Here is a 23784-nt window from a genome sequence, read left to right on the forward strand (position 1 = left end):
AGAAAAGTATGTGTGATTTATTGTTTTTCATTGTTTCTATCTTTTAGGCTTTATAATAAGTTTTATTTATTGTTTGAGAATATTTTCAATCTGAAATAATTCATCAGTTTCAAAATTCAAATTATCTAATGATTTTAAATTATCTTCAAGTTGTTCCGTACTGCTTGCCCCCACCAAAACGGATGTCACTCGCTCATCTTTCAACAACCAAGAAATTGCCAATTGCGCAAGAGATTGATTCCTGTTTTTTGCAATTTTATTGAGTAGTTTTACTTTTTCAATTTTTTCAGGAGTAACTTCACCCGATTGCAAAAAACCAGTAGATTTGGCTGCTCTAGAGTTTTTCGGTATTCCATTTAAATACTTATTAGTTAATAGTCCTTGTGCAAGTGGTGAAAAAGGAATACAACCAATACCTTCATTCCCTAAAACATCCAGCAACCCATTTTCTACCCATCGTTCAAACATGGAATATTTGGGTTGATGTATCAAACAAGGAGTATCACTTTTTCTTAATAAATCCGATGCAGCTTTTGTTCTATCTGCCTCATAACTTGAAATACCAGTATATAAAGCTTTACCAGAATTTACAGAAGTTGATAATGCGCCCATTGTTTCTTCTAATGGTGTGTCATAATCTGGTCTATGTGAATAAAAGATATCTACATAATCCAAATCCATACGTTTTAAACTTTGGTCCAAACTCGCTATCAAATATTTCCTGGATCCCAAATCTCCATAAGGTCCTGGCCACATATCCCAACCAGCTTTAGTAGAAATAATCATTTCATCTCTGTGAGATTTAAAATCCATCTTAAGAATTTTACCAAAATTCTCTTCTGCAGATCCAGGAGGGGGACCATAATTGTTTGCTAAATCGAAATGGGTAATTCCTGAATCAAATGCTTTCCAAATTATTTTACGAAAATTCTCAAAAGTATCAACTCCTCCAAAATTATGCCATAAACCTAATGAAATGGCGGGCAAATTAATCCCACTTTTACCACTTCTACGATAAACCATGTTTGAATACCTACTCTCTTTTGCTTGAAAATGCATAATGCTTTTTATTTATATTAGTTCCATTGGTTCTATTTAGTAAACCAACAGTTGAAAAATTATTAAATCTTTGAACCTGTTTTTTCTTGCCATTCCTGAAAACAACTTTGCAACTCAGCAATTTTATTTTTGTATTTCTCCGACACAGGAACTAGCAAATTGTTTAGCTCATGTGGATCTTCATTAAGATTGTACAAGGCCATTTTCACATTTTTCCCGGTCGCATGTGGCAACATTAATTTCCATCCTCCTTTCAATACCATATGCGATGGTTTGGAGGTTAAATCGCTTAACCATTCAGTAACCACATAGGCGTTTTCATTATCACCATTTTCTATCAATCCACGTAAACTCTCTCCATCAGAAGGAACTTTATCCATGTTTAAATAATCCAAAATGGTAGCAAATAAATTCATATTTGAAGTAGGAGATTTAACCACTGTTCCCGGTTTTATTCTTCCAGGAAATCTAATCAACATGGGTATATGAGATGATTCTTCATAAAAATTAAATTTCCCAACCATACCATGGTTCCCAAGCATTTCTCCATGGTCACTTGTAAACACCACCAAAGTATTGTTACTTAAGCCCAATTCGTCTAATTTATTTAATATCAAACCAATCCAATCGTCGACTTCTTTTACAAGGGCGTAATATTCTGAAATAAAATATTTTATTTTTTCAGGATCTGAATACCCTTCTCTCGTTCTTTTCTTTGATTTGAAGTATGGGGAATTCAACATATCATCACTAATACTCTCTGGAGGAGTCATGTCCTTTACGGGAAACATTTCTGAATACTCTTTTGATGCCAAATAGGGAGGATGTGGATGATGAAACGAACAAGTTATACTAAAAGTTTTATCTTTTAAACGCTCCAATGCTTCTATGGTTTCACCTGCTTCAAATGCAGAAACATGATATTCTGGAGGAATAGTTGTAACCCCATGAATAGATGATTGCCCAACCTTTATATTATAATCTTTACCCTCTTTTTTTAGATTGTGCCTTACATCTAACGGATCTGGAGCATATGGACGAACCGTAAATGTATCCATTAATTGGTTTTCATTTGGTTTCTTTTTTGGGAAAAGAGGGTCTAAAAAATTAAGATACACTTGTTTTTGCCCTACTCCTAATTCTGATTTCGACTTACCAGCAACGGTAACAGAATTCTTATACACTTTTGCTCGAAAAGTTGGTGTATGCCACTTGCCATAATATTCACAATGATAACCGTTCTCATCTAAAATTTCATCAAAGGTTTTATTTGGCATAATACCTGTTTCTGGTCCAGAATAAGCCTCTCTATTTGATAATACCTTTGTATTTTCAACAGTCTGTCCGCTTAAAATTGATGCTCTTGCCGGTGAACATACCGCCATTTGAGTATGTGCATTTACAAAGTATACCCCTTCACGAGCTAATCTATCCAAGTTTGATGTTTTTAAAACTTTATTCCCAGCATAGCTCAACGCATCAAATCGCTGTTGATCTGTCATGATAAACAACAAATTTGGAGGTTTTTGCTTTTGGTTTTGTCCTAAACAAGCAAAAACATTACAGAATGTATAAAAAAGGACTAGAAATACCATTTGAAAATGGTTGCTTAAAAAACTAAATTTAAAATTATTCATATCATTATGTTTTAAACTTGTAAACTGGGTCAACATGCTTTATTTTACTTTAATAGATTGATTGCCTACAAAAGGATAGAAAAACACTTTTCAATACTTATAGAAAATAATTTTAAACTTCTCTGCTTTCCTATTATTTAATGATAGGTAATCTTACTGGCTAAAATAATGAGCTGTACTTAATTTAGGATTAATATTAGATTAACTAAAATTTCAAACCAGCATTACAATGTTTTCTTAAAAATTGAAAACTTTTTAGTAATTCGGATTTTTGCAACATCCCTTCAAATTCTTTTTTATCCAGTCCAACAACTGACTGCAAAGGAGTTTCAATATTTCCTACTCTAACCAATCTTAAAAATCCAACAATATCTTTAGGGGATAATTTAGGGAAACCGTGCCAAAATTCAGGTTTCAGATAAGGTATTGTAGTTGGTGAATTTGATATAGTTTCAACATGCAATGGTACATTTGGGCATAGTTTTGACATGGTTTTTGCATACATTTTATAATCCATCCCCCCCTCTCCTATTGCTTTACCTTGAAAAGTTGCTCCAGTTTTAGTTTCCCAAATAGCAACATCCCGAATACTTGTACATAAAATATTAGATCCCAGTATTTCTAAAGCTTCCATAGGATCTTCCATTGCCCATAAAGCATTGGCGGGATCAAAAAAAGCACCACAAATATCAGTACCTGTTTGATCGATGAGCTCTAATAATTCACTTGAGCGCAAATCTCCTGCATGATTTTCAAAGGCAAACTTAACGCCAGCATCTTTAGCCCTAGGAGCCACTTTTTTCATGAGTTTTACAACTCTTTCTATTTTAGCCTCTATACCTCCATCAATATAACGATCATTTATACTACCGATAGCACAACCAACGATAGGAGACCCTAATTCAGAAGCAACACGAACTCCTTCCTTAAGTAAGGCTTCAGGATTGCCATATTTTTTTGAAAATGAATTAGATGATTCACAAATACTACCAACACCAACATAAATACTTATGTCGTTTTCCTTTGCTCTTTTCTCTAAATCAACAAGATAAATACTTTCTAAATTATCAAATGAATGTAGTGTGTTAAATAAAACAGAATCAATATTTTGAGCAATAGCAAATGTAATAAATTGATCTGCGTTAAATTTTAGACTCCTTAATGAGTGATTACATATTCCTAAAGGAACTTTTTGGTTGCTATTTAAAATAGGAGTCCTAAATTTTGCAATTGCACCAACAGGCAAGGTATTTAACGCTAATAAACTTAATGCGGTATTTTTTGTAAACTCTCTTCTGTTCATAGTTTCAAAATTATTTTCTATATATGAATAATAGATTCTACTTTACTTAACAAAGACTTATTTAAAACCCATTATACCGTTATTTAGATTCCATTTGAAAAACTAAATTGCCACCACTCATAATCATATTATGTGTTATAATAAAGTCTTTAATTTTTTCACCATTAAAAAATACTGATTTTACATATTTGTTTTCAGCAGAGTTATTAATAGCAGTAACTTTTAATGTTTTACCATTATCAAGTTTTACAATAGCTTCATCAACTAATGGAGAGCCAATAGCATATTCTTTATCAGCAGGTGAAACTGGATAAAAACCAAGTGATGAAAAAATATACCATGCAGACATTTGTCCAAAGTCTTCATTATTAACCAAACCATCTGGTTTATCAGAGAAAAAATTAGTGGCTATTTGTCTAACCAATTCTTGAGTACGATGTGGAGCTCCCGCATATGTATAAAGGTATGGTGTATGATGACCAGGCTCATCACCAAAACCTAGTTTACCAATAAAACCTGAAATATCAGTATGCTTCTCTCCCGAAATAACAGTAGTATCCGTAAATATTTTATCTAACCATTTTACAAACTTATCTTTACCTCCTACCAACTCAATTAGGCCCTCCAAATCATGAGGTGCATAGGTTGAATACGCCCAAATATTACCTGAAATATAGGCACTTTTCAATCCCGTTTTTTCATCACCCCATTCTTTTAAATCTAATTCCATCCATTTACCATCTTCATATCGAGGCCACAGATACATTTTATCATTATTCCATAAATTGCGATATCCTTTAGATCTTTTTGAAAAATATTGATAATCCTCGATTTTCCCGAGTTTTTTAGAAACTTGTGCCAAAACATAATCATGATAATTATATTCTGTTGTTTTTGAAACCGCACATCCAATGTCTGCAGTTATAAAACCCTCGTTTTCAAGGTAACTATCCATTCCATTATTTTTCCCATAATTAGGACTAGCTCCAATTTTTGTAAAAGCAGCGTCATACATTGCAGCATATGCAGCTTCTATGTTTATTCCTTCAACATCTTTTAGTATCGCTTCCCCTAGAATAGCAATAGGAGAACGACCAATCATACAAAAATTATCAAACCCACCGCATTCCCAAATCGGCAAACTTACTTGGGCCTCAGTAAGTCGTGAAGCAATAGAATTTACAATTTCGGCATTTTTCTTATGTTCTACCAAGTTAAATAGCGGATGTAAAGCACGATATGTATCCCAAGTAGAAAGATTGCTGAATTGAGGTAAATCCGACTGTAACTCTTTAAATTCTACAATATATTTCCCATCAACATCCGATATTAAATTTGGACCAATAAAAGAATGATAAACAGCCGTGTAAAAAGTCCTCTTTTGAGATTCAGTTCCTTTTATTTCAAATTTTGACAACTTTTCTTTCCATAATCCTTGTGTTTCTTTTAAAACTTCCTCAAAATCTTTTCTAGTAGCCTCAGCATCAAAATTCTTTTTTGCGCCCTCATAGCTTATATATGATAAGGCTAATTTTACTTGAACTTGTTCTCCTTCCTCTAAATCATATGAAATAAAAGCCCTTGTACTTTTGTTGGTTGCCTTGTTGGCGTCAATTAAAATTTTATTGTTCACAACCAATCCTTTCGCTTTGAAAGGTTTAGAAAATTTTGAATAAAAAAATACAGTTCTCGACTCCGGACGTCCAGCTGCACCCGTAGATGCTTTCATCCCTCTAATTTCGGTATCTGATATAAACTCTATTTCAGCATTTTTAATATTTTCTCTAATGCTATGTGTAGGATCAATGATGATATGATTTTCGCCTTTCTTATTGAAAGTATATCGATGAAAACCAACTCGTTGGGAAGCTGTTAACTCTACCTTGATATCATAGTCGTCTAAAATTACGCTATAATATCCAGGTTTAGCATTTTCTCTTTCATGCGAAAATCTTGAACGATATGTTTTATCTGGTTCATTGGCATCCTCTCCTGGATTAACAATTAATTTGCCTGATGTTGGCATTATTAAAAAATCTCCAAATGCACCTAAACCAGGTCCGCTCAAATGATTATGAGCAAATCCTTTTATAATAGTATCGGTATAATGATAACCTGCAACCCAGTTTCTTCCAGGGTCATCATGTGATGGACTTAATTGAACCATACCAAAAGGGGTGGTAGCACCAGGAAATGTGTGTCCCCAACCATCAGTACCAATCATTGGATCTACATAATCAAAACTACTTAGCTTATTTTTATTATTAACTTTATCACTTGAATTCTTACAAGCCACAGCAAAAAATGATACTAATAAAACATAATGAATAAAACGAAAAATAACCATATCTATTTTTTTTCTAATAAAATCTTCATTTCATCAACAATATTTGAATATTCTTTATTCGCAGCCAAGTTATTATATTCTAGAGGGTCATTTTTTTGATCATATAGCTCTGTTCCTTTTTTGCCATTATCCCACTCTATATATCTCCATGATTTATTTTTAACCATACGTCCCATCATTTCCCCTCGTCTTGTTACGGCATATATTTGATCTTTAAATGGCTTTTCTGGATCTTGAAGTACTGGTGCAAAACTTTTACCTTCCAAATAATCTGGCGTATTTTTTAAGTTCAATATATCTGCAAGTGTTGGATAAATATCAATAAACTCAAACATTGCATCAGATTTTAGACCTTTTTTACCAACTGCATTTCCTGCTATAATAAAAGGTGCTCTAGTACCCTGCTCATAAACTGTTACTTTGTTCCACCACTTGTTTTCCCCTAAATGATAACCATGATCCCCAAAAAGAACAATAAGCGTATTGTCTAGCTGTCCTGTTTCTTTTAATGCCTCAATTACCCGTCCAACTTGTGCATCCATAAAAGTAGTGCACGCATAATAGGAACGTAAAAATTCACGTTTATCTTGTTCATCAAACTTATCAAACTCATTTGACCATGGTAACAAAGAATGATTATATGGTAATTCATATCCTTCTGGTAATTCTATAGGATCACAATCTTCTAAAGGATACATATCAAAATATTTTTTTGGAGCTACGTAAGGATCGTGAGGTTTTTTAAATCCTACTGCTAGGAAGAATGGTTTTTCTCTTTTTGTTTTAATAATCTCTACCGCTTTTTTAGCTATTTGTCCATCATCTTGGTCATCATCTGTACCTTCTGTTGCTTTCCAAAAACACCATGGCAGCTCCCCATCAGTTAAGTTGCGCTTTTCTCCCCTTTCGCCAATTTCAGTAGTTTTAAACTTATAATAGGCATCCCATGATTTAACATCTCCATGATCAGGCTTTTTATCGTGGAAGGTTTTACCAATACCAATGGTTTCATACCCGTTTTTCTTAAACAAATAAGGCAACGTGATTCTATCACCTAAAACAGATTGTAATGGTGTTTCATTATCTAAAACCCCTAAAGTTTCTGGGCGTAATCCTGTCATGAACGATCCTCTACTTGGACCACAAACGGCAAAATTACAATGCGCATTATTAAACTGAACACCTATTTTAGCTAAATTATCTATGTTTGGAGATTTTACCAAAGGATGTCCATACGTTCCCAAGGTTGGTTTTAAATCATCAACAATGATAAAGAGTACATTTTTATCTTTTCTCGCTTCTTCTGCTACTTTTGTTTTATCGATATTCTTGCATCCAAACGCTATTAGCAGAATTGTAATTGTTATAAATAGTTTTTCCATTTTTTTTATTAATGATTCTTAGATTTAATTTCTTGTTTATTATCTCCTAAAGTTGGTAAGCTTTTAAAAAATGCTTTATAATCTTGCATTAACTCATTTACTTTAGATGTATTTGTTTTTGCCAAATCTTCTGTCTCACTAGGATCTATTACTATGTTAAACAGTTGAATTTTATTCTTAGATTTTTGAGGAATTACACCCGGATATTGTTTTGGTGTTGGTTGCCCTTCCATTTGGGCGATGATATTAATTCCATCTGGAGCTTTTTTATCAACCCATGTTTCAATATTAACTAAATGATTATTAGGCTTATTTAAAAAGAGCTTAAAATCACCTTTTCTGATAGACATAATTTTATCGTTGTGTAAACTAAAAACTGGAGGGTGGTTTGCTTCATTTCCTTTCAAAATTTCAATTATATTTTGTCCATCCAGTGTATTCATTTTTTCTGGTGTGGTATTGGTTAGAGACAAAAGTGTTGGTAACACATCAGGAGACCATAATGGTACACTTACTTTTTGGTTTTTAGGAAAAACTTTAGGATAACTTATGATAAAAGGGACTCTTATTCCTCCTTCCCATGTAGTTGCTTTCATCCCTTTAAACCCACCGGTACTTCCTCCATAAAAAGGTCCATTATCAGACATAAAAATAACGATTGTATTTTCTAATAACTTTAACTCTGTCAATGTTTTCATAACCTCACCAACAGACCAATCTAATTCCATAATTACATCATTATATAAATCATTTGGTGTATCTGGTGTATAAAATTTATCTGAAACGGCCAATGGTTTATGAGGCATGCTATGTGCCATATATAAGAAAAAAGAACTATCTTTTTTTCTGTTTATAAAATCGACAGCTTGTTTTGTATAATTAGTTGTAAGTTGTCTTTGATCTACTGGATACTGTATGGTGTCTCTATCTTTAATTACCTGTATCGGAAGCATATCATTTGAGTATAGTATCCCGTAATACTCATCAAAACCATTTTCTACAGGAAAAAACTTTTCTTTATGCCCCATGTGCCACTTACCAATGGCTTTTGTTGCATAACCAGATGCCTTAAATATCTCGGACATTAAAATTTCGCTAGAAGGTATTCCTACATTAAAAGCTTCTTCTGTGGTATCCGGATGTGGATTTTTTATCATCCCATGCCGCAAAGGAAACCTTCCTGTTAATAAAGTTGCTCTTGAAGGTGCACAATAGGGCGTTGGAACATAAAAATCTGTAAGACTTATACCATGAGCTGCTATAGCGTCTATATTTGGTGTTTTATAACCTGTTTGACCATAGCAAGAAATATCACCGTACCCCATATCATCAGCTAAAATAATTACTACGTTTGGCCTTTGTTCTGTTTCAGAGGTAGAGTTAATACTATTTTCACAGCCAAAACTTAAAAACACTGTGGATAAGATAAAAATTAATTTAATTTTCATGTCTCTCAATAATTTATATTGGTTTATTAAAAAGAAGCTTCTATAACAATCCTTATTATTTAATAAGAATGAAAGCTTTTAGTTAGTATTAACATTTATGGAATTGGTAACAATAACTTTTTTACCTTTAATTTTTAATTGTTTTACAATTTCAATTTTATCATCAACTTGCCCAGGAGGAGCCGAATCTTCCCCGAGATAAAACTCTCCATAAGGACGACCAATTTTCATCAAATAACTCTTAAGAATATCTTGCATATCCAAGAGATCGTGCTTATAATTAATATCATAAGCTATATTAACATTTTCATTAGGATCGATTGTTAGGTTATATAGTTGATCTTCATCCCAAAAACCTGGATGACTTGCTCCTCGCAATCCAATACCCCAACGTTTAAGAGGATTCATCAATTTTGGGAGCATTTCAATCTTTGAATTCTGTATTCTTGTTATTTCTTTTTTGGTGAACCTCTTTACTATATATTTCTTTTTACTTGTCATTACAGCTCTGCTGTTTCCTAATTCAAAATATAAATGCTCTCTCCAATTTTTTGTTTTTCCATTTTTAAATAATCTTGTCAAACTTCTCCCGTCAATATGATAATTTTGAGGTGTTTTTACTTTGGCTAATTCAAAATACGTAGGAACTAAATCTATGTTTTGTACAAGGGCATCACTTTCAATTCCTGCTGGTATTCCATTAGGCCATCTCATTAACAAAGGTATTTTAGTACCATTGATACTATATAAACTAGATTTATCTGAACTACCATGATCCGGAGCAAATATCACCAAAGTATTATCATCAATACCTAACATTTTTAACTTGTCAAGTAGGTCTCCAATCATGGCATCAATCCAAGCAATCCCCCAGTCACCAGATTTTGGATCATAACCTAAATCTGTCAATTTTTTTCTAAGTTTTTTTCTTATTTCCATAATAGAAGGAGGAACTTCTATCTCTCCAGCTGCTGTGTAATTGGGATGATCAAACGACTTTACCCATTCCCCCACAGGGCCGTGTAATAATGTTGGGCATACTTGCAGGAAAAAAGTTTTATCATGATTCATATCTAAAAACTCAAACGCTGCGTTCACTGTCCACTCAGGGTTATGACTATCATAAGGTTTTTCTAAATTACCCTCATAAATATTTTTAGCCCAATCAAATCCAATATGTTTTAAATACGCTCTACCCCAAGCCTCATTCTTAGCAAACAAAGCAGACACTTCTGGAGTTGGTACTAATTTTTTTTTATTTTTATAAGGTGTATAATCTTTATACATCTCTGGCTGATCAAGCTCTGATGTAAGATGATATTTCCCTGTAAAACCAGTAACATAACCAGCCTCACTAAGAACTCGAGCTGCATTCATCCTATCATTTTCCATAGCTACATTAAAACCCGGTGCACCTTGTTTTATTTCTCCAACTTCTTTTTTATATAGATTACTATATGAATTCCCAGCATAACGTCCTGTTATAAAACTATACCTTGAAGGGGTGCATACGGTACTACTTACGTAAGCATTATTAAATTTAATTCCTTCTTTTGCTAACAAATCCATGTTAGGTGTATACACATTACCACCATAAGTAGCAATTTCATCCATATCTTGATCGTCAATAAGAATTAAAATTATATTTGTTTTTTTTAAAACCTTACTCTGAGCGAAAACTATTAATGAAAAACCTAAGCAGAAACTTAAACTCAACACAATATTTATTCTATTATATATCATGATTACATTTGGATTTTTATTTCATTAAAATTTATTTGTAATTAGGAACTTCTCCTGCTTTCCCCCATGCTTTATTAGGCAGTTCTCCTAAAACAAGTTTCAAGGTACCACCTTCCATAATTTGTTTGTGTGTTATAAAAGGACTGTAAATTTCCTCATCATTTATAAAAGCTTTTTGGATGTATTTTTTAGTTTTACTTGCTCCTTCAGCTAGTACTATAAATTTTTTACCATTTTTTAAATGAGTTGTAGATTTTTCAAAAATGGGACTTGTAATACTATAAAAAGGTAATCCTGGCGTAACTGGATAAAATCCCATAGAAGAAAATACCACAAAGGCAGTCATTCCTCCTCCATCTTCATCTCCTGGGATTCCAAAAATATTGTCTTTAAACCATACATCTAATAAAAACCTGGTACGCTTTTGTGTTTTCCATGGGGCACCAAAATAATTATATAAATAAGGAATGTGAAAAGAGGGTTCGTTCCCCATAGAAAACTGACCGACAAGCCCCGTTGAGTTAGAACCATTTACATAAAAATCCCTTTTCTTCATGCCTAAAGGTTCTCTAAACAATTGGTCTAGCCTAGCTTCTGCTTTTTCTTTACCTCCTAACAATCCTAGTAAACCTTTAACATCTTGTTGCACATCCCAGGCATACGTCCAAGCATTGTTCTCATCGTAAAAATGTCTATAACCAGCCCCCCCTGATGCCTTTGGATCTATATCTATCCATTGACCATCTTTATCTTTTGGTATAAACAAAAGAAGTTCGTTATGCCAAAGTTTCTTATAATTATTAGCTTTTTTTGTAAACTCTAGGTAATCTTTCTCATAACCTAATTCTCTGGCAAGCTCTGCTAGCGCCCAAAAATCGTAAGCTACACCTAAAGAAACAGCTACTGCTTGGCGCTTTTCAAAATCATCAACCATAGGTTCAGTTTCTTCTTCCATTATTTCTTTTAAGTCTCTACCATCCCCCTCTTTTTTTAGTATTTTAAGTCCAGGATAATAGCCGTTTTCATGGTAAAAATCATCAATGGGCAATTTCTTTGCACCTTGCCTCCATGGTATAAAAGTACCTTCTGTTAAATTCTTTTTGACACCTTGGTAGGCTTTTTCAATATCATAATCTCTTAAACCTTTTCTATAACCGTCAATAAAAATTGCTGAAGAATGGTATGAATTCATACACATGTGATTGCCATGTATCTGAGGAAATGTTGGCATCCAACCACTTTGATTATACATTAAAGTATATGAATTCAAAATTTCATTTTCCACTTGAGGATCAAGAATCGTACGCAAAGGGTGCTGGGCTCTAAAGGTATCCCAAATCCAATCATCTACATAAAAAGGACGATCACTCTCATGAACTCTACCATCATACCCACTGTAATATTTGCCCCCTTCATTTACATCTATCATTCTCTCATAAGTTCGGTATAAAGAGGTATAAAAGCTTCTTTTTTGTGCTGTAGTACCTCCCTCAACTTCAATTTGACTAATGACCTTTTCCCAAGCCTTTTTTCCTTCATTAACAAGTGCATTAAAATTATTTGATGCTACTTCTTTTTCATAATTAATTTTTGCTTGCTCAAAACTGATGTAGGAAATTGCATATTTTACAAATAATGTGGTAGCTACCTTTGATTTTAATGAAAGAGAAAACTTATTGTTTTTTGTATTAAATCGTAACCCTTTAATCGGTTTACCCTCCTCATTAGTTATCGTCGCGTAAACATAAGCTGACATTTCTCTAGTTATTGGATTTACACCTCTCGTTTTATATTTAATTTTTTCTTGAATCGTAAAGGCATTCTTGTCAAATGCGACACTTTCCATATCTCTTGTTCCTTGTATGATTACATTCTTTTGTTCTCCTTTAGGAAAATCTATTTTATACATTGCAGTCCTTTTTGAAGGAACAAAACTTACCTGAATATCATCATCAATTAAGTAAGTTGAATAAAACCAAGGCTTAACAACTTCCAAATCATGATCTATATGCATTTTAGCATTCCATGTATCATCAGTTATTTTTCCTTGTGAAACGCTCATTTGTAAGATTCCTTTTCTCCGATGGGAAACCACTTGTAATGGAAAAGCAGTTATTTCATCCGATAAATAATCATTTTTTATTGGAAACATTCTTAGCATTTGATTAGGCAAATGCATCGTAGGATATGTCGGAACTAAAAACTGTGCTACATTTCCAATTTTTGGATCAACGTACTTTGTATAATCCTCTTGACCAAAAGATACCTGTAACAAGCTAAAAAAGAAGATTATAATTAGAATAATTTTTTTCATATTTAAGTGATTTTGATTTCTAAAAATTATTTAAAACGTAATAAATAAAAGTCGTGTCTTTGTTTTTCAATATGGTTTAACATACTTAATTAACGAAAACGATGAATTGAATTCATATTGAAGTATGAAAACTAACAACATTAGACGTTTTATTCTGGTGGAAACGTGAGCAAAATTTCCATCTCATTATCCGATTGATATTGCACCATATGTGTTTGGTACGGTATAAAAAATTTATCTCCATATTTAACGGTATAATCGGTACCATTAAACACTATTTTCCCAGAGCCTTTTGTGACAATTCCAATATAAAAAGTTTCCGATTTTTTGATATAACTGTCCTTTACATCAATTCTATTTACTTTAAAACATGTTGTTTTGACTTTATCAATAAGGATATATTCTTTACTATTATTTTGAGAATTTAACAAACGAGGATGACAGAAAAACTTCTTTTTAATATCCTTGATAGAGATAGAGTTATAATTAAACATCGATAACGCAAAATCAATACCGCGATTCATAAACCGAGAGCCCTCTGGAAGTACATAGCCTCCTCTTTCAAACTCTACTCGCACGGCAAAATCTGTAGGTTCCATTATTTCTACCATAAAAACACCTTCTCCAATTGCATGTGGCATACCTCCGGGTACCTTAAACACATCGCCAGGTTTCACAGGAATTTTTTCAAAACAAGCTAACATCGCATCAATATCTTGTTCTTCAACAATTCTCTTAAATCTTTTTTCATCAGGAGCTTTCTGGAATCCGAAATAAATATATGGATCTTCAATTTCCTCTCGTACACTTAAAATAACGTATGCTTCAGTTTTTCCAGAGTCGCTGTTTAAATGTTTTTTAGCAAATGGAATTGTTGGGTGACACTGAATATGAAGACGAATTGCAGAGTCTAAAAACTTTAATAAAAACTGCGTTGTTGATCCGTATTTTTTATAATGATTTTCACCTAAAACTGCAATTGGTTCTTTCTCACAAAGTTCTTTTAGAGTAACCATGACGCCATCCACTTCAACTTCTGCTAAACCTTCATCGGTTAAATGCTCACGTCCTAAATTTACTGCTCTAGTTGTTGAACCAATCCAATCTTCTGGAAAATGATTGTCCTCAACTTTTGCAATACCTTCGAGAATATCTAGTTTTTTACCTCCTGGGTAAGTTCTCCATACGCGGTTGGCTGGTAAAAAAAGTATGTCAGGTATTTTCATAAATATCTAATTTTTATAATCTACTTAAATTGTCAATTAGGCCATTTACAGCTATAAAGGATGTAAACAATGAAAAGGCAAATATTAACCCTAAAAACAAATTCATTGATAAAGAATTTTTGTACTCTCCCATTAAGTCTTTCCTATTTGTTAGGTAAATAATAGCCCCAACAGTTGCGGGTAAAATAAAGGCATTTAATGCTTGAGATAAAAGCATTATAAAAACAGGACGACCACCAAAAACTGGTACAATCAGTCCTAATAACGAGATAAATGCTACTATAACTCTATATTTAGTTAAACTCATATCTCGCTCTGAATTATTGTAATCACAAATTAACCAAGGCAACATAAGTATGTTTGGTAATTGTGAAGAAACTCCAGCAGCAACAATACCTAAAGCAAATAGAGTGGTTGCTAAAGCACCCGCAAGAGGCTCTAAAATAGTAATCATTTGAGATGCATGATGCATAACAACTCCTTCCTTATAAAGCGTGCCTGCCGCCGCTGCCATTATAGCCGCACTTATAACAAACATAAGTGAGGCTGATACAATTGCATCCGTATTTTGCTGTTTAAGATGAGATATATCCCAATTTGCTTCCTTTACCAAAGTGGTACGAATAATGAATAATCCAGAGAATACAGTAGTACCAACAGTAGCTGCTATAAGCAACAATGGATCATCTCCTTGTTTAACATCCGGAACACTAGGCACTAAACCTGAAAGTATATCCCCTAAAGGGGGCATTGCAATAAAGAAATTTAATAAAAAACAAGCCGCCATTAATGTCACAATAAGTGCTAACATGCGTTCAAAGACTTTTGTTTTGCCTCTCCAAAAAATGATATACACCAAAGTGATAAAAAAACCTGCAAACCAAATCGAATCAATACCATCACCTCCCTGAGATTTAGACCATTCTTGACAAATTTCTGCAACAATACCAATAACCCCCATGACACTGCCGCTTACTCCAAAAGTTAAGGCGATAATAAAAAACAAGGCAAAGCTAGGATGGATATACTTTCTAAAAGCTTGTAAAGCTGTTTCACCGGTTACCACAGTAAATTTTCCATATATGCTGATTAATAAAAAAGTTGTCAAACAAGATGCAGCCACTGCCCATAATAACTGCATACCATAAGAAGCACCATTTCTTGCCATTGATGTCACACTCCCAGTACCAATATTAAATCCCAGTAAGAAAATCCCAGGAAGGAATAAGGCAAGTGTGTTCATAAACTTTTTTTTAAAACTCATGATTTCTAATTTTGGTTTCGTTTAGTTGGTTTAATTTCCTTTTCGTTTTTTTTAATAGTTTGTGTTATAAAATTTGTTTTTGAATTCTTGATTACGATGTAAATCTTCAAAGGGAGATTGTAAGGCTTTTGCAGGGGCTTCATCACCTATGCTCATTGCCATAATACGAACATATCTATCATCAGGTAAGGTTAGGCGACTTGTGCCTTCTGGAAGTTCTAGTCGGTAAGCAAACATATAACTTGTTTGATACCATTGATCTACCATAGTACCAGGTCTGTGATGATGCGAAGCGGTCCAAGCCACACGATGGTTCCTATAATACGCTGGACGAATAGTCTTTAAAGGATTTCTTAAAGAATAGGACAACTCAGCAACATGCCCTTCAAACAAGCGCGTATCCCACTGTCCTAGATGTCCTGTCCATGCACCAATGGTTAGAGGAACATCTTTTTCCCCCATCTTAAACACAACTTCTTTCTCAATATCAGCAGCGGCTAAAATATGAACAACTTTAGTTCCTACTGGCAAATCAACGGTTTGACCTACACATTGCATTGCATTATATTTCTTATAATCTCTAGACCCCATAACAAATTCTACGTTACCAACTTGTATTTTATCTGCTACTTGTTCTGCGGGGTAGGTTCCGCCTTTTCCATCAAAACTACCGCGGTACGCCTCAGATCTTGGTGTGGCAGTACCTAAACCATCTTCACGATAACCATCCTCCGGATCTTCGTTTACAGTAAAAACATCTGTATCAAATTCTAGTTTAACCGGTGTTGTTAATACCGGTTTCGTGGTAGCAACAGGCATCTTCAATAAGATAGATTTCAATTCAAAAGGCTTAAAGTTTAAATTAACCTTACCTTTTTTTACAATAATTTTTTTCCCTAATTTACGTTCTGCACCATCAATGAACTCAGCTGATTTAATCGGTTTTATCGCTGAAAGTGATAAATTAGAAACTCCTTTTCCATATAATTCTTGTAATCTTACAACAACACCAGATCCATCCTCAGCCATTTTAACTGCTTGAATATTCACCAAATCTGAATTGATTTCTAATAACGATAAGGTACTTTTGTTTCGCTTGTATTTCGGAACAACAAAAGCTGCAGGACGCTGTTCAGCACTCATTGCTTTTTTATGAAGTTTTTCGGTTATCCAATCACCCTTATGCCCTGTTATTCCATAGGTAAACTGATGTCTACCCCAATCTTGCCATCTTTGTTCAGACATTGTTCCATCATCCATAACTTCTTGTTGACATTCTTTTGTATTTGGACAATGAATTAAGGTAACTCGAATGGTATTATCATCTACTTTGTCACTTCCGTATTTATAACCTGTTAAGATAGATGTTCCAAACTCACCTGATTTGTCTGTTAGATCAATCCAACTATGTGTAGGCACTTCATATTGCTTTTTATTGCGATTTCCCCTTTGAATGACCCCTAAATCTAAATTATAAGTTGCTAAAGGATTCTCCGCTGATAAATGAAAAGCTGCCTTCAAGAAGTGCCCTCGGGTTTTCCAATCTACTTGACTAGCAATATCAACTCTAGCTCCATCATCTCCAGATGATAATCTTATCCTTTGCCAAACTTTTGTTTCTCCAAATTCTCTTACTACCTCAATAGCCACACGCACTGGGCCATTTTCAATAACTTTTACAGATATTGGATCTGATAACACATGAGCCGCAGGTTTTATAATATCCTTATAATAAATACGCCAAGCCGGTTTAGAATCTGGAAAATCTTCACCAAACTCTAATTGAATTGGTTTTTCAAGTAATTCTCGATTGATGCTTTTGTCAATAATACTAGAGATATCACCATTTTTATCAATAGTGACTTTAAAATCAGTATTTTCAAGATAATTTTCGCGAACTATTAAGCTTGATTTTTTTATTTTAGAGTTTCCCTCACGAATAGAAAACACGCTTGCACCAAGAGCAGGAAGTTTGCCTTGAAATAATATACGTTTTTTTCCATCAAAGCCCACTGTAATTTGAGAAGGTATTTCTTTTCCTTTTGCATTATAAACCGCTATCTTGTTGGCTTTCTTTAGTTCTTCTGGTATTAATGCTTCAACATCAGCTGTACGGGGTATTGACATTGGATTGTATACTACAACTGGTATTCCTTTGACATTTGTATTTAGCGATTGGGCTAATGTACCTACTGCGTCCTGATATACTCCATCAAATTGATTTAGCGCTATAATACCATCATTCCACCCATAAGAATGCGCTTCAGGAATGCAAGTTCCAGGTAATATATCGTGAAACTGATTACTTAACATAAGCCCCCAAGCTTGATTTACTGCTTTTTTGGGGTAGGCCATCCCGTTTAAAATATGTGCTGTAACTGCAGCTTTTTCAGCAGAAGGAGCAATTAATTCAGCCTCTCTATTAATTTTTTTCTGATATGCTTGAGAGGAGAGTACTCCTGTAGAATGCTTTACAAGTAGTAAATCTTTTTCCCACGTTGGAAATTTTTCTGCTTGCTTATCTGTGATTGCATTAAACATTAAGTCTGGTTGTGCCACAACAAGATTCACAGGACCCTCTGTTTGCAAAGAGTTCTTAATAGATTCTAAATTTTTCTGTCTTGGTGCTCCACCTCTATCAGCATTATTATGATCACCTCCACCGAAATAGAAGTAATCAATAGGTAAACCTGATTTTTCCTCATTCTTTTTTAGACGTTTGGCTACCTTTTCATCAGTACTATAAACAACACCTTCATGCTGTTTTCCAGCGTAATTTCCAGCATTTAATGAAGCAACAACCCAATTTCCATCAGGTCCAATCCATTTTCCAATATTAAAAGGAATTCCATTCGCAGATTCCCATGTTAGCTTTTGTGTAGAAAAACCTCTTATGCCACAATGACTCAAAACAGATGGCATAGAGTAAGGAAAACCAAAACAGTCAGGCAACATGTACTCACGACTTTCTGTTCCAAATTCATTTTTAAAAAATTGAGACCCCATAAGAATCTGACGGATAACAGATTCAGTTGTTGGTGCTAACACAACATTCTCAGTCCAAGAACTACCATTGGGATACCACCTTCCTTTATCGATCCATTTTTTTAATTCTTTATATCTATTCGGATAATACTCTTTCATCATAGCATATCGAAAGCCTCCTGTCCAGTTAAAATTAAAATCTTTGTATTGTTCAAAATATGCAAAATTCTCGTCTAGAGTATTTCTAAGAAACTCACGAGCTACTTGCGGATATGCCCACCTCCATTGATCGTCTAAATGCGAATATGGTATAGCAAATATAGTGGGCTTTGTTAAGTCAACAGAAGAAGGATCTATATATGTATTTACTATTTTTGATTTATTAGTTTGTCCAAAAGACATAAAAACTGAGAAAAAGAAAAATACAGATAGTTTAAAAAAACTTAATGTTCTCATATTAGAAATAATTATTATTTTCATTCTTTATCGATAGTTTTTGAAAAATGTCAATCTTTTGAAACATGGGTACTCATTATCATTGCAAATTCAGCAACTAAAAAGATGACTGATGACATTTAAATATTTAATTCAAGTTTAGATTGCTAATTAAATTTTAATGCATTAATATTTGATTAATATATCATTAAGAAGAAAACTGTAATCACAAAACTACACACAAACACATATACACACCTAACAACCAGTAACTTATCGCAAAAAAACAATTGCTTTTGATTTATAAATATTCTATTGAATTTTAATATAGCACTTGAAAATATTCTTCTAAAACTAGACTATGGTGGCGTTTAGTTTGTTTTTTGGCTATATGCATTCATCTCTTGTTCCCAATGAAACAAAAGTTGTTTTAATTTTTGGGTTTTTATAGGGTGATTGGTGATCTGATTAGATTTCTCTCCAATATCACTTTCTAAATAAAAAAGGTATTCTTTATTATCAACTTTCAAATATTTCCAATTCCCTTGTCGTATTGATTTTTGATTCTTATATCTCCAAAACAGAGCTCTTTCTTTTGGGATTCCCTCTGAAAGCAACACATCAGACATGTCTACACCATCAAATTCTTTATTAGTTTTAATATGAGCAATAGATAATATTGTTGGCAATATATCCATGCTCATTATAGGTGTATTGGACACCTTCCCTTTTTTAATTTTTTTAGGATAATACGCGATTGCTGGTACTCTATGCCCTCCTTCCCATAAGGAACCTTTGTAACCTTTTAAATTTGCATTGTTACCAGGTCTTCTAGCTCCATTATCAGAACAAAAAAAGACAAACGTATTAGATTCTAAGTTTAAATCTTTTATTCTCATCAGAATTAGTCCAATATTTTCATCCATTATTTCAACCATTTCTTTATAGGCTTTATCCTTATCTACACGAGACCCTAGCATTTCAAAATCTTGATTTTCTGACAAACGATCTGCTTTATCTTCTCTTCCTTGGTAAGGAAAATGAGGTGCTTCATGGGGAATGTAGAGTAGAAATGGATTTTTCTTGTTTTTTTCAATAAAATCCAATGCATGTTCTGTAATTAAATCTGTTACATACCCCTTATCAAAACTATATTGGTCATTTTGCCACCAATCATAAACACCAATTCCATCTCGATGAGAAATATAATCAATATTACCACTCAGATAGCCATAGAATTCGTCAAAGCCTGCATGAATCGGATTGTATTTTGGTTGGTACCCCAAATGCCATTTACCAAAAACTCCTGTTTTATAACCTGCTTTTTGGAATAACTCTCCCATTGTTGTTTCCGAATCAGACAAACCATAAATACGCTTTTCTTTTTGCACATAAATAACACCTTCTAAACCTGACCTTTGCTGGTAATTACCCGTCAAAAGGGCAGCTCTTGTGGGCGTACAGACAGATCCATTGGAATGGTAATCTAAAAACTTTACCCCATGTAAAGCCAATGTATCAATGTGTGGAGTATAAATCTCTTTATTCCCGAAAGTTGAAATATCACCATAACCTAAATCATCTGCCATAATAATTATGATGTTGGGTCTATTATCTCTATTTTGACTGTAAATATTACCCAAAAAAAACACGAATAAAAGCAGTAAAAACGGTCGTCTTTTTATGTTACAATTCATAATTAAGAAAACTTCAAATTCTTGATGAAAGGTTGTTTTCTAACGCGTATTCCTATGGCTGCATGAATTGCATTAGCTACTGCCGCTCCCGCAGGAGGTAAGGTAGGCTCACCTAATCCAGTTGGATTTTTATCACTCTTAATAAAATGAGTCTCAACTAAAGGAGTCTCCATCATTCTTATCAATCTATAAGTATTAAAATTAGAATTCTCTGGTTTTCCGTTTTTTAATGTCTGCTCACCATACATTGCATGCCCAATACCATCAATAATACCACCTTCTATTTGATTTTTTGCACCCGTTGGATTTACAACAACTCCGCAGTCAACTACGCAATATACCTTGGTTACAACTGGCATCTCATCTTTTATTATCACTTCTGCTACTTCTGCAACATATGTTTGATGACTGAAATACGAACTAAACCCCTGATAAACTCCTTCTTTAGCCTTACCCCAATTCGATTTTTCAACAACCTTCTTAATAACCTTTTCCATTCGAGATGGAACATATGCCATACTTCTTTTCGGGCTATTTTTCGCTTTTTGCAACATTTGTAATTGCATTTCTGTTGGATCTTGATTTAGTGTCTCTGCAAGCTCATCTAAAAAACTTTGTTCAGCAAATGCCAAAGTATTACTAACTGGAGCTCTCCAAGCACCAACAGTCACTTCAGTTCTTAATGAACCAACATCAATTTTATAATTCTCTATAGCTCCAGCAGGAAAATTACCTGCCCGACTTTTATTAATATTTACACGAACCGCAGCCTCTTTTAGATGGTAACCAACAACTTTTGAATCTTTAATAACTGCTTTTATCTTATACTTTACCTGGGGTTTGTATATTCCAGCAGTCATATCATCCTCTCTAGTGTACACCAATTTGATTGGTTTTTTGGATGTTTTGGAAATGAGAACAGCATCTTGTACAAAATCATTTTTTAATCTTCTTCCAAATCCTCCACCAATTCTTGTCATATTTAATGAGATATCTTCAACAGGTCTCTTTAACAATTTAGCAATTGTTTTTACAGTACCTTCCGGTGTTTGAATTGGCCCTATCAATTCTACCTTATCTTTTGTAACATGTGCAAAAAAATTCATTGGTTCCATACAGTTATGCGGTAAAAATGGACTTTCATAAGTATGTTCAATTACTTTATCTGCATTTTTTATGGACATATTAATATCTCCATCTGAACGTCTTGTTTTAAGCTTATCTGAGTCTAGTAAATTGAATAATTTATTATCATAATCTGTGGTGCTCATATAACCAGTATCATTACTCCATTCAGCTTCTATTGCTTTCTTACCAGATATAGCAGCCCAAGTATTTGTAGCCAAAATGGCTATTTTGTCATCAAATTCAAAAATCTTATTAACCCCATTTATGGCTTTAGCAGCTTTATCGTTATAACTTAACAACTTTTGACCAAAGGATGGACTTCTCAATACTGTTGCATAAAGCATTCCTTCTCGTTTAAAATCCATACCATATAATGGCTCTCCTGAAATTATTCTATCTATATCTACGTTTATTTTATCTTTACCAATAATCCTAAAATCCTTGGGATTTTTTAATGAAACATTTTCAGGAATTTCTAAACCAGCTGCAGATTCTACAATATCACCATAATTTAATGTTTTGCCACTTGAATGTTCAATAATACCTTCTCTTGTACTACATTGAGAAGGAGAAACACCCCATTTTAATGCAGCAGCATTTATTAGCATTTGTCTTGCTATCGCCCCAGTTTGTCTCAATGGAAGCCAAGAAGTTCTTATGGAACCACTGCCTCCAGCAACCTGTCTTTTAAAATTACCTGTATCTAAAACACCTTGTTCCACCACAACGTTTTTCCAAGCAACATCAAGTTCCTCAGCGATTAACATTGGCATAGAAGTTTTTACCCCCTGTCCAATTTCAGGATTCGGGGATATTATGGTTACAATGCCATTTTTTGCTATTTTAATAAAAGCATTAAATTCAAAAAAATTTAATTCAGCATTAGCTAAAATTAATTTGCTGTCATCCTTACAAGCATTTAAAAAATTAACACCAAATATAATACCTCCAGTAGAGAGAGCTGCCGTCTTAATAAACAACCTTCTACTGAACGAAGTATTCATTTCCTCTTTCTTGTTCTTTATCATAACTTATTATTATTTTTAGCTGCTTCACCCACTGCTTTTTCAATTCTGTTATACGCGCAACATCTACATATATTTCCATGCATTGCCTGCCTTATTTCTTCTTTTGTTGGATTATTATTTTGTTCTAGAAATGCAGAAGCAGTCATTATTTGACCTGATTGACAATAACCACATTGTGGAACGTCGAGTTTTTTCCATGCTTTTTGTACCGGATGGCTATTATCAACGGAAAGCCCCTCAATCGTTGTTATTTTGGACTCACCAATAACGGCTACTGGCAATACACAGCTTCTTATTGCATTACCTTCAAAATGTATTGTACAAGCACCACACATTCCAATACCACAACTAAATTTTGTACCAACCAGTCCCAGTGCATCTCTTAAAACCCACAACAAGGGAGTGTCTGCTTCAGCTGAAATCTTATACTTCTTGTTATTAATGTTTAACTCGTAATTTGGCATAGCGACTTTTTTATTATAATTCATATTCATGTGCGTAGAACAATTTAAAAGGAATCGATTATTTTTTTATTAATAAATCATTAATTTAAAAATTAGTGTTTTTCAAAGCAGACTGTTTCTTTGGTTTTATTTTATCTAAATTTAAGCTAAACTTATCGGAGATTCTTACACTACACAAAACTCCATCCCCTACCCACTGACAGCATCTCTTCACTTATAGAGATTTATAATTCAAACACTGATTTCATCTGCATAGAAAAAACAAAATACGTGATACCTAAAAAACAAAATGTTTATCGTAATTTTATTAAAAACACACTGTGT

Annotated in this window: 14 protein-coding genes; all 14 read right to left on the minus strand. The window is 33.6% G+C overall.

Annotated elements, in window-relative coordinates:
* Positions 1-66: 66 nt before the first annotated feature.
* A complete protein-coding gene (gene mgrA / locus AC2DGP_RS05330; RefSeq protein WP_484491982.1) occupies positions 67-1059 on the minus strand; it encodes an L-glyceraldehyde 3-phosphate reductase in 993 nt (330 codons plus the stop codon).
* 62 nt (positions 1060-1121) lie between these two features.
* Positions 1122-2696: a sulfatase-like hydrolase/transferase gene (locus AC2DGP_RS05335; protein ID WP_484491983.1), complete on the minus strand. Its 1575-nt coding sequence runs from the start codon at positions 2694-2696 to the stop codon at positions 1122-1124.
* Positions 2697-2901: 205 nt separating this feature from the next.
* Positions 2902-3999, minus strand: coding sequence for a sugar phosphate isomerase/epimerase family protein (locus AC2DGP_RS05340; protein WP_484491984.1), 1098 nt, complete (start codon positions 3997-3999; stop codon positions 2902-2904).
* Positions 4000-4078: 79 nt separating this feature from the next.
* A complete protein-coding gene (locus AC2DGP_RS05345; protein ID WP_484491985.1) occupies positions 4079-6346 on the minus strand; it encodes a GH92 family glycosyl hydrolase in 2268 nt (755 codons plus the stop codon).
* 2 nt (positions 6347-6348) lie between these two features.
* Complete coding sequence (locus tag AC2DGP_RS05350) at positions 6349-7728, minus strand: sulfatase (protein ID WP_484491986.1); 1380 nt, start codon at positions 7726-7728, stop codon at positions 6349-6351.
* A gap of 8 nt (positions 7729-7736) precedes the next feature.
* Positions 7737-9176, minus strand: a complete 1440-nt coding sequence (locus AC2DGP_RS05355; RefSeq protein WP_484491987.1) for a sulfatase-like hydrolase/transferase — start codon at positions 9174-9176, stop codon at positions 7737-7739.
* A gap of 78 nt (positions 9177-9254) precedes the next feature.
* Positions 9255-10919: a sulfatase family protein gene (locus AC2DGP_RS05360; protein WP_484491988.1), complete on the minus strand. Its 1665-nt coding sequence runs from the start codon at positions 10917-10919 to the stop codon at positions 9255-9257.
* Between the two features lie 31 nt (positions 10920-10950).
* A complete protein-coding gene (locus tag AC2DGP_RS05365; RefSeq protein WP_484491989.1) occupies positions 10951-13233 on the minus strand; it encodes a GH92 family glycosyl hydrolase in 2283 nt (760 codons plus the stop codon).
* 149 nt (positions 13234-13382) lie between these two features.
* Positions 13383-14459, minus strand: coding sequence for a class I mannose-6-phosphate isomerase (locus AC2DGP_RS05370; protein WP_484491990.1), 1077 nt, complete (start codon positions 14457-14459; stop codon positions 13383-13385).
* A gap of 13 nt (positions 14460-14472) precedes the next feature.
* A complete protein-coding gene (locus AC2DGP_RS05375; RefSeq protein ID WP_484491991.1) occupies positions 14473-15702 on the minus strand; it encodes an Nramp family divalent metal transporter in 1230 nt (409 codons plus the stop codon).
* A 72-nt stretch (positions 15703-15774) separates the two neighbouring features.
* A complete protein-coding gene (locus tag AC2DGP_RS05380; protein ID WP_484491992.1) occupies positions 15775-19188 on the minus strand; it encodes an alpha-mannosidase in 3414 nt (1137 codons plus the stop codon).
* 326 nt (positions 19189-19514) lie between these two features.
* Positions 19515-20840, minus strand: a complete 1326-nt coding sequence (locus tag AC2DGP_RS05385; RefSeq protein ID WP_484491993.1) for a sulfatase-like hydrolase/transferase — start codon at positions 20838-20840, stop codon at positions 19515-19517.
* Between the two features lie 2 nt (positions 20841-20842).
* Positions 20843-22996, minus strand: a complete 2154-nt coding sequence (locus AC2DGP_RS05390; RefSeq protein WP_484491994.1) for a xanthine dehydrogenase family protein molybdopterin-binding subunit — start codon at positions 22994-22996, stop codon at positions 20843-20845.
* Positions 22993-23460 (minus strand): (2Fe-2S)-binding protein, encoded by a 468-nt coding sequence (locus AC2DGP_RS05395; protein WP_484491995.1) that lies wholly within the window; start codon positions 23458-23460, stop codon positions 22993-22995. The genes AC2DGP_RS05390 and AC2DGP_RS05395 overlap by 4 nt, the downstream gene beginning before the upstream one ends.
* Between the last annotated feature and the right edge of the window lie 324 nt (positions 23461-23784).

This window comes from Flavicella sp. IMCC45537, assembly GCF_057197705.1.

Bases quoted from the DNA above. Each gene is read 5' to 3' on its own strand.
- AC2DGP_RS05335 (WP_484491983.1), bottom strand. From the start codon at position 2,696: ATGAATAATTTTAAATTTAGTTTTTTAAGCAACCATTTTCAAATGGTA.
- AC2DGP_RS05390 (WP_484491994.1), bottom strand. From the start codon at position 22,996: ATGATAAAGAACAAGAAAGAGGAAATGAATACTTCGTTCAGTAGAAGG.
- AC2DGP_RS05375 (WP_484491991.1), bottom strand. From the start codon at position 15,702: ATGAACACACTTGCCTTATTCCTTCCTGGGATTTTCTTACTGGGATTT.
- AC2DGP_RS05395 (WP_484491995.1), bottom strand. From the start codon at position 23,460: ATGCCAAATTACGAGTTAAACATTAATAACAAGAAGTATAAGATTTCA.
- AC2DGP_RS05385 (WP_484491993.1), bottom strand. From the start codon at position 20,840: ATGAATTGTAACATAAAAAGACGACCGTTTTTACTGCTTTTATTCGTG.
- AC2DGP_RS05365 (WP_484491989.1), bottom strand. From the start codon at position 13,233: ATGAAAAAAATTATTCTAATTATAATCTTCTTTTTTAGCTTGTTACAG.
- AC2DGP_RS05355 (WP_484491987.1), bottom strand. From the start codon at position 9,176: ATGAAAATTAAATTAATTTTTATCTTATCCACAGTGTTTTTAAGTTTT.
- AC2DGP_RS05345 (WP_484491985.1), bottom strand. From the start codon at position 6,346: ATGGTTATTTTTCGTTTTATTCATTATGTTTTATTAGTATCATTTTTT.
- AC2DGP_RS05350 (WP_484491986.1), bottom strand. From the start codon at position 7,728: ATGGAAAAACTATTTATAACAATTACAATTCTGCTAATAGCGTTTGGA.
- AC2DGP_RS05380 (WP_484491992.1), bottom strand. From the start codon at position 19,188: ATGAAAATAATAATTATTTCTAATATGAGAACATTAAGTTTTTTTAAA.
- mgrA (WP_484491982.1), bottom strand. From the start codon at position 1,059: ATGCATTTTCAAGCAAAAGAGAGTAGGTATTCAAACATGGTTTATCGT.
- AC2DGP_RS05370 (WP_484491990.1), bottom strand. From the start codon at position 14,459: ATGAAAATACCTGACATACTTTTTTTACCAGCCAACCGCGTATGGAGA.
- AC2DGP_RS05360 (WP_484491988.1), bottom strand. From the start codon at position 10,919: ATGATATATAATAGAATAAATATTGTGTTGAGTTTAAGTTTCTGCTTA.
- AC2DGP_RS05340 (WP_484491984.1), bottom strand. From the start codon at position 3,999: ATGAACAGAAGAGAGTTTACAAAAAATACCGCATTAAGTTTATTAGCG.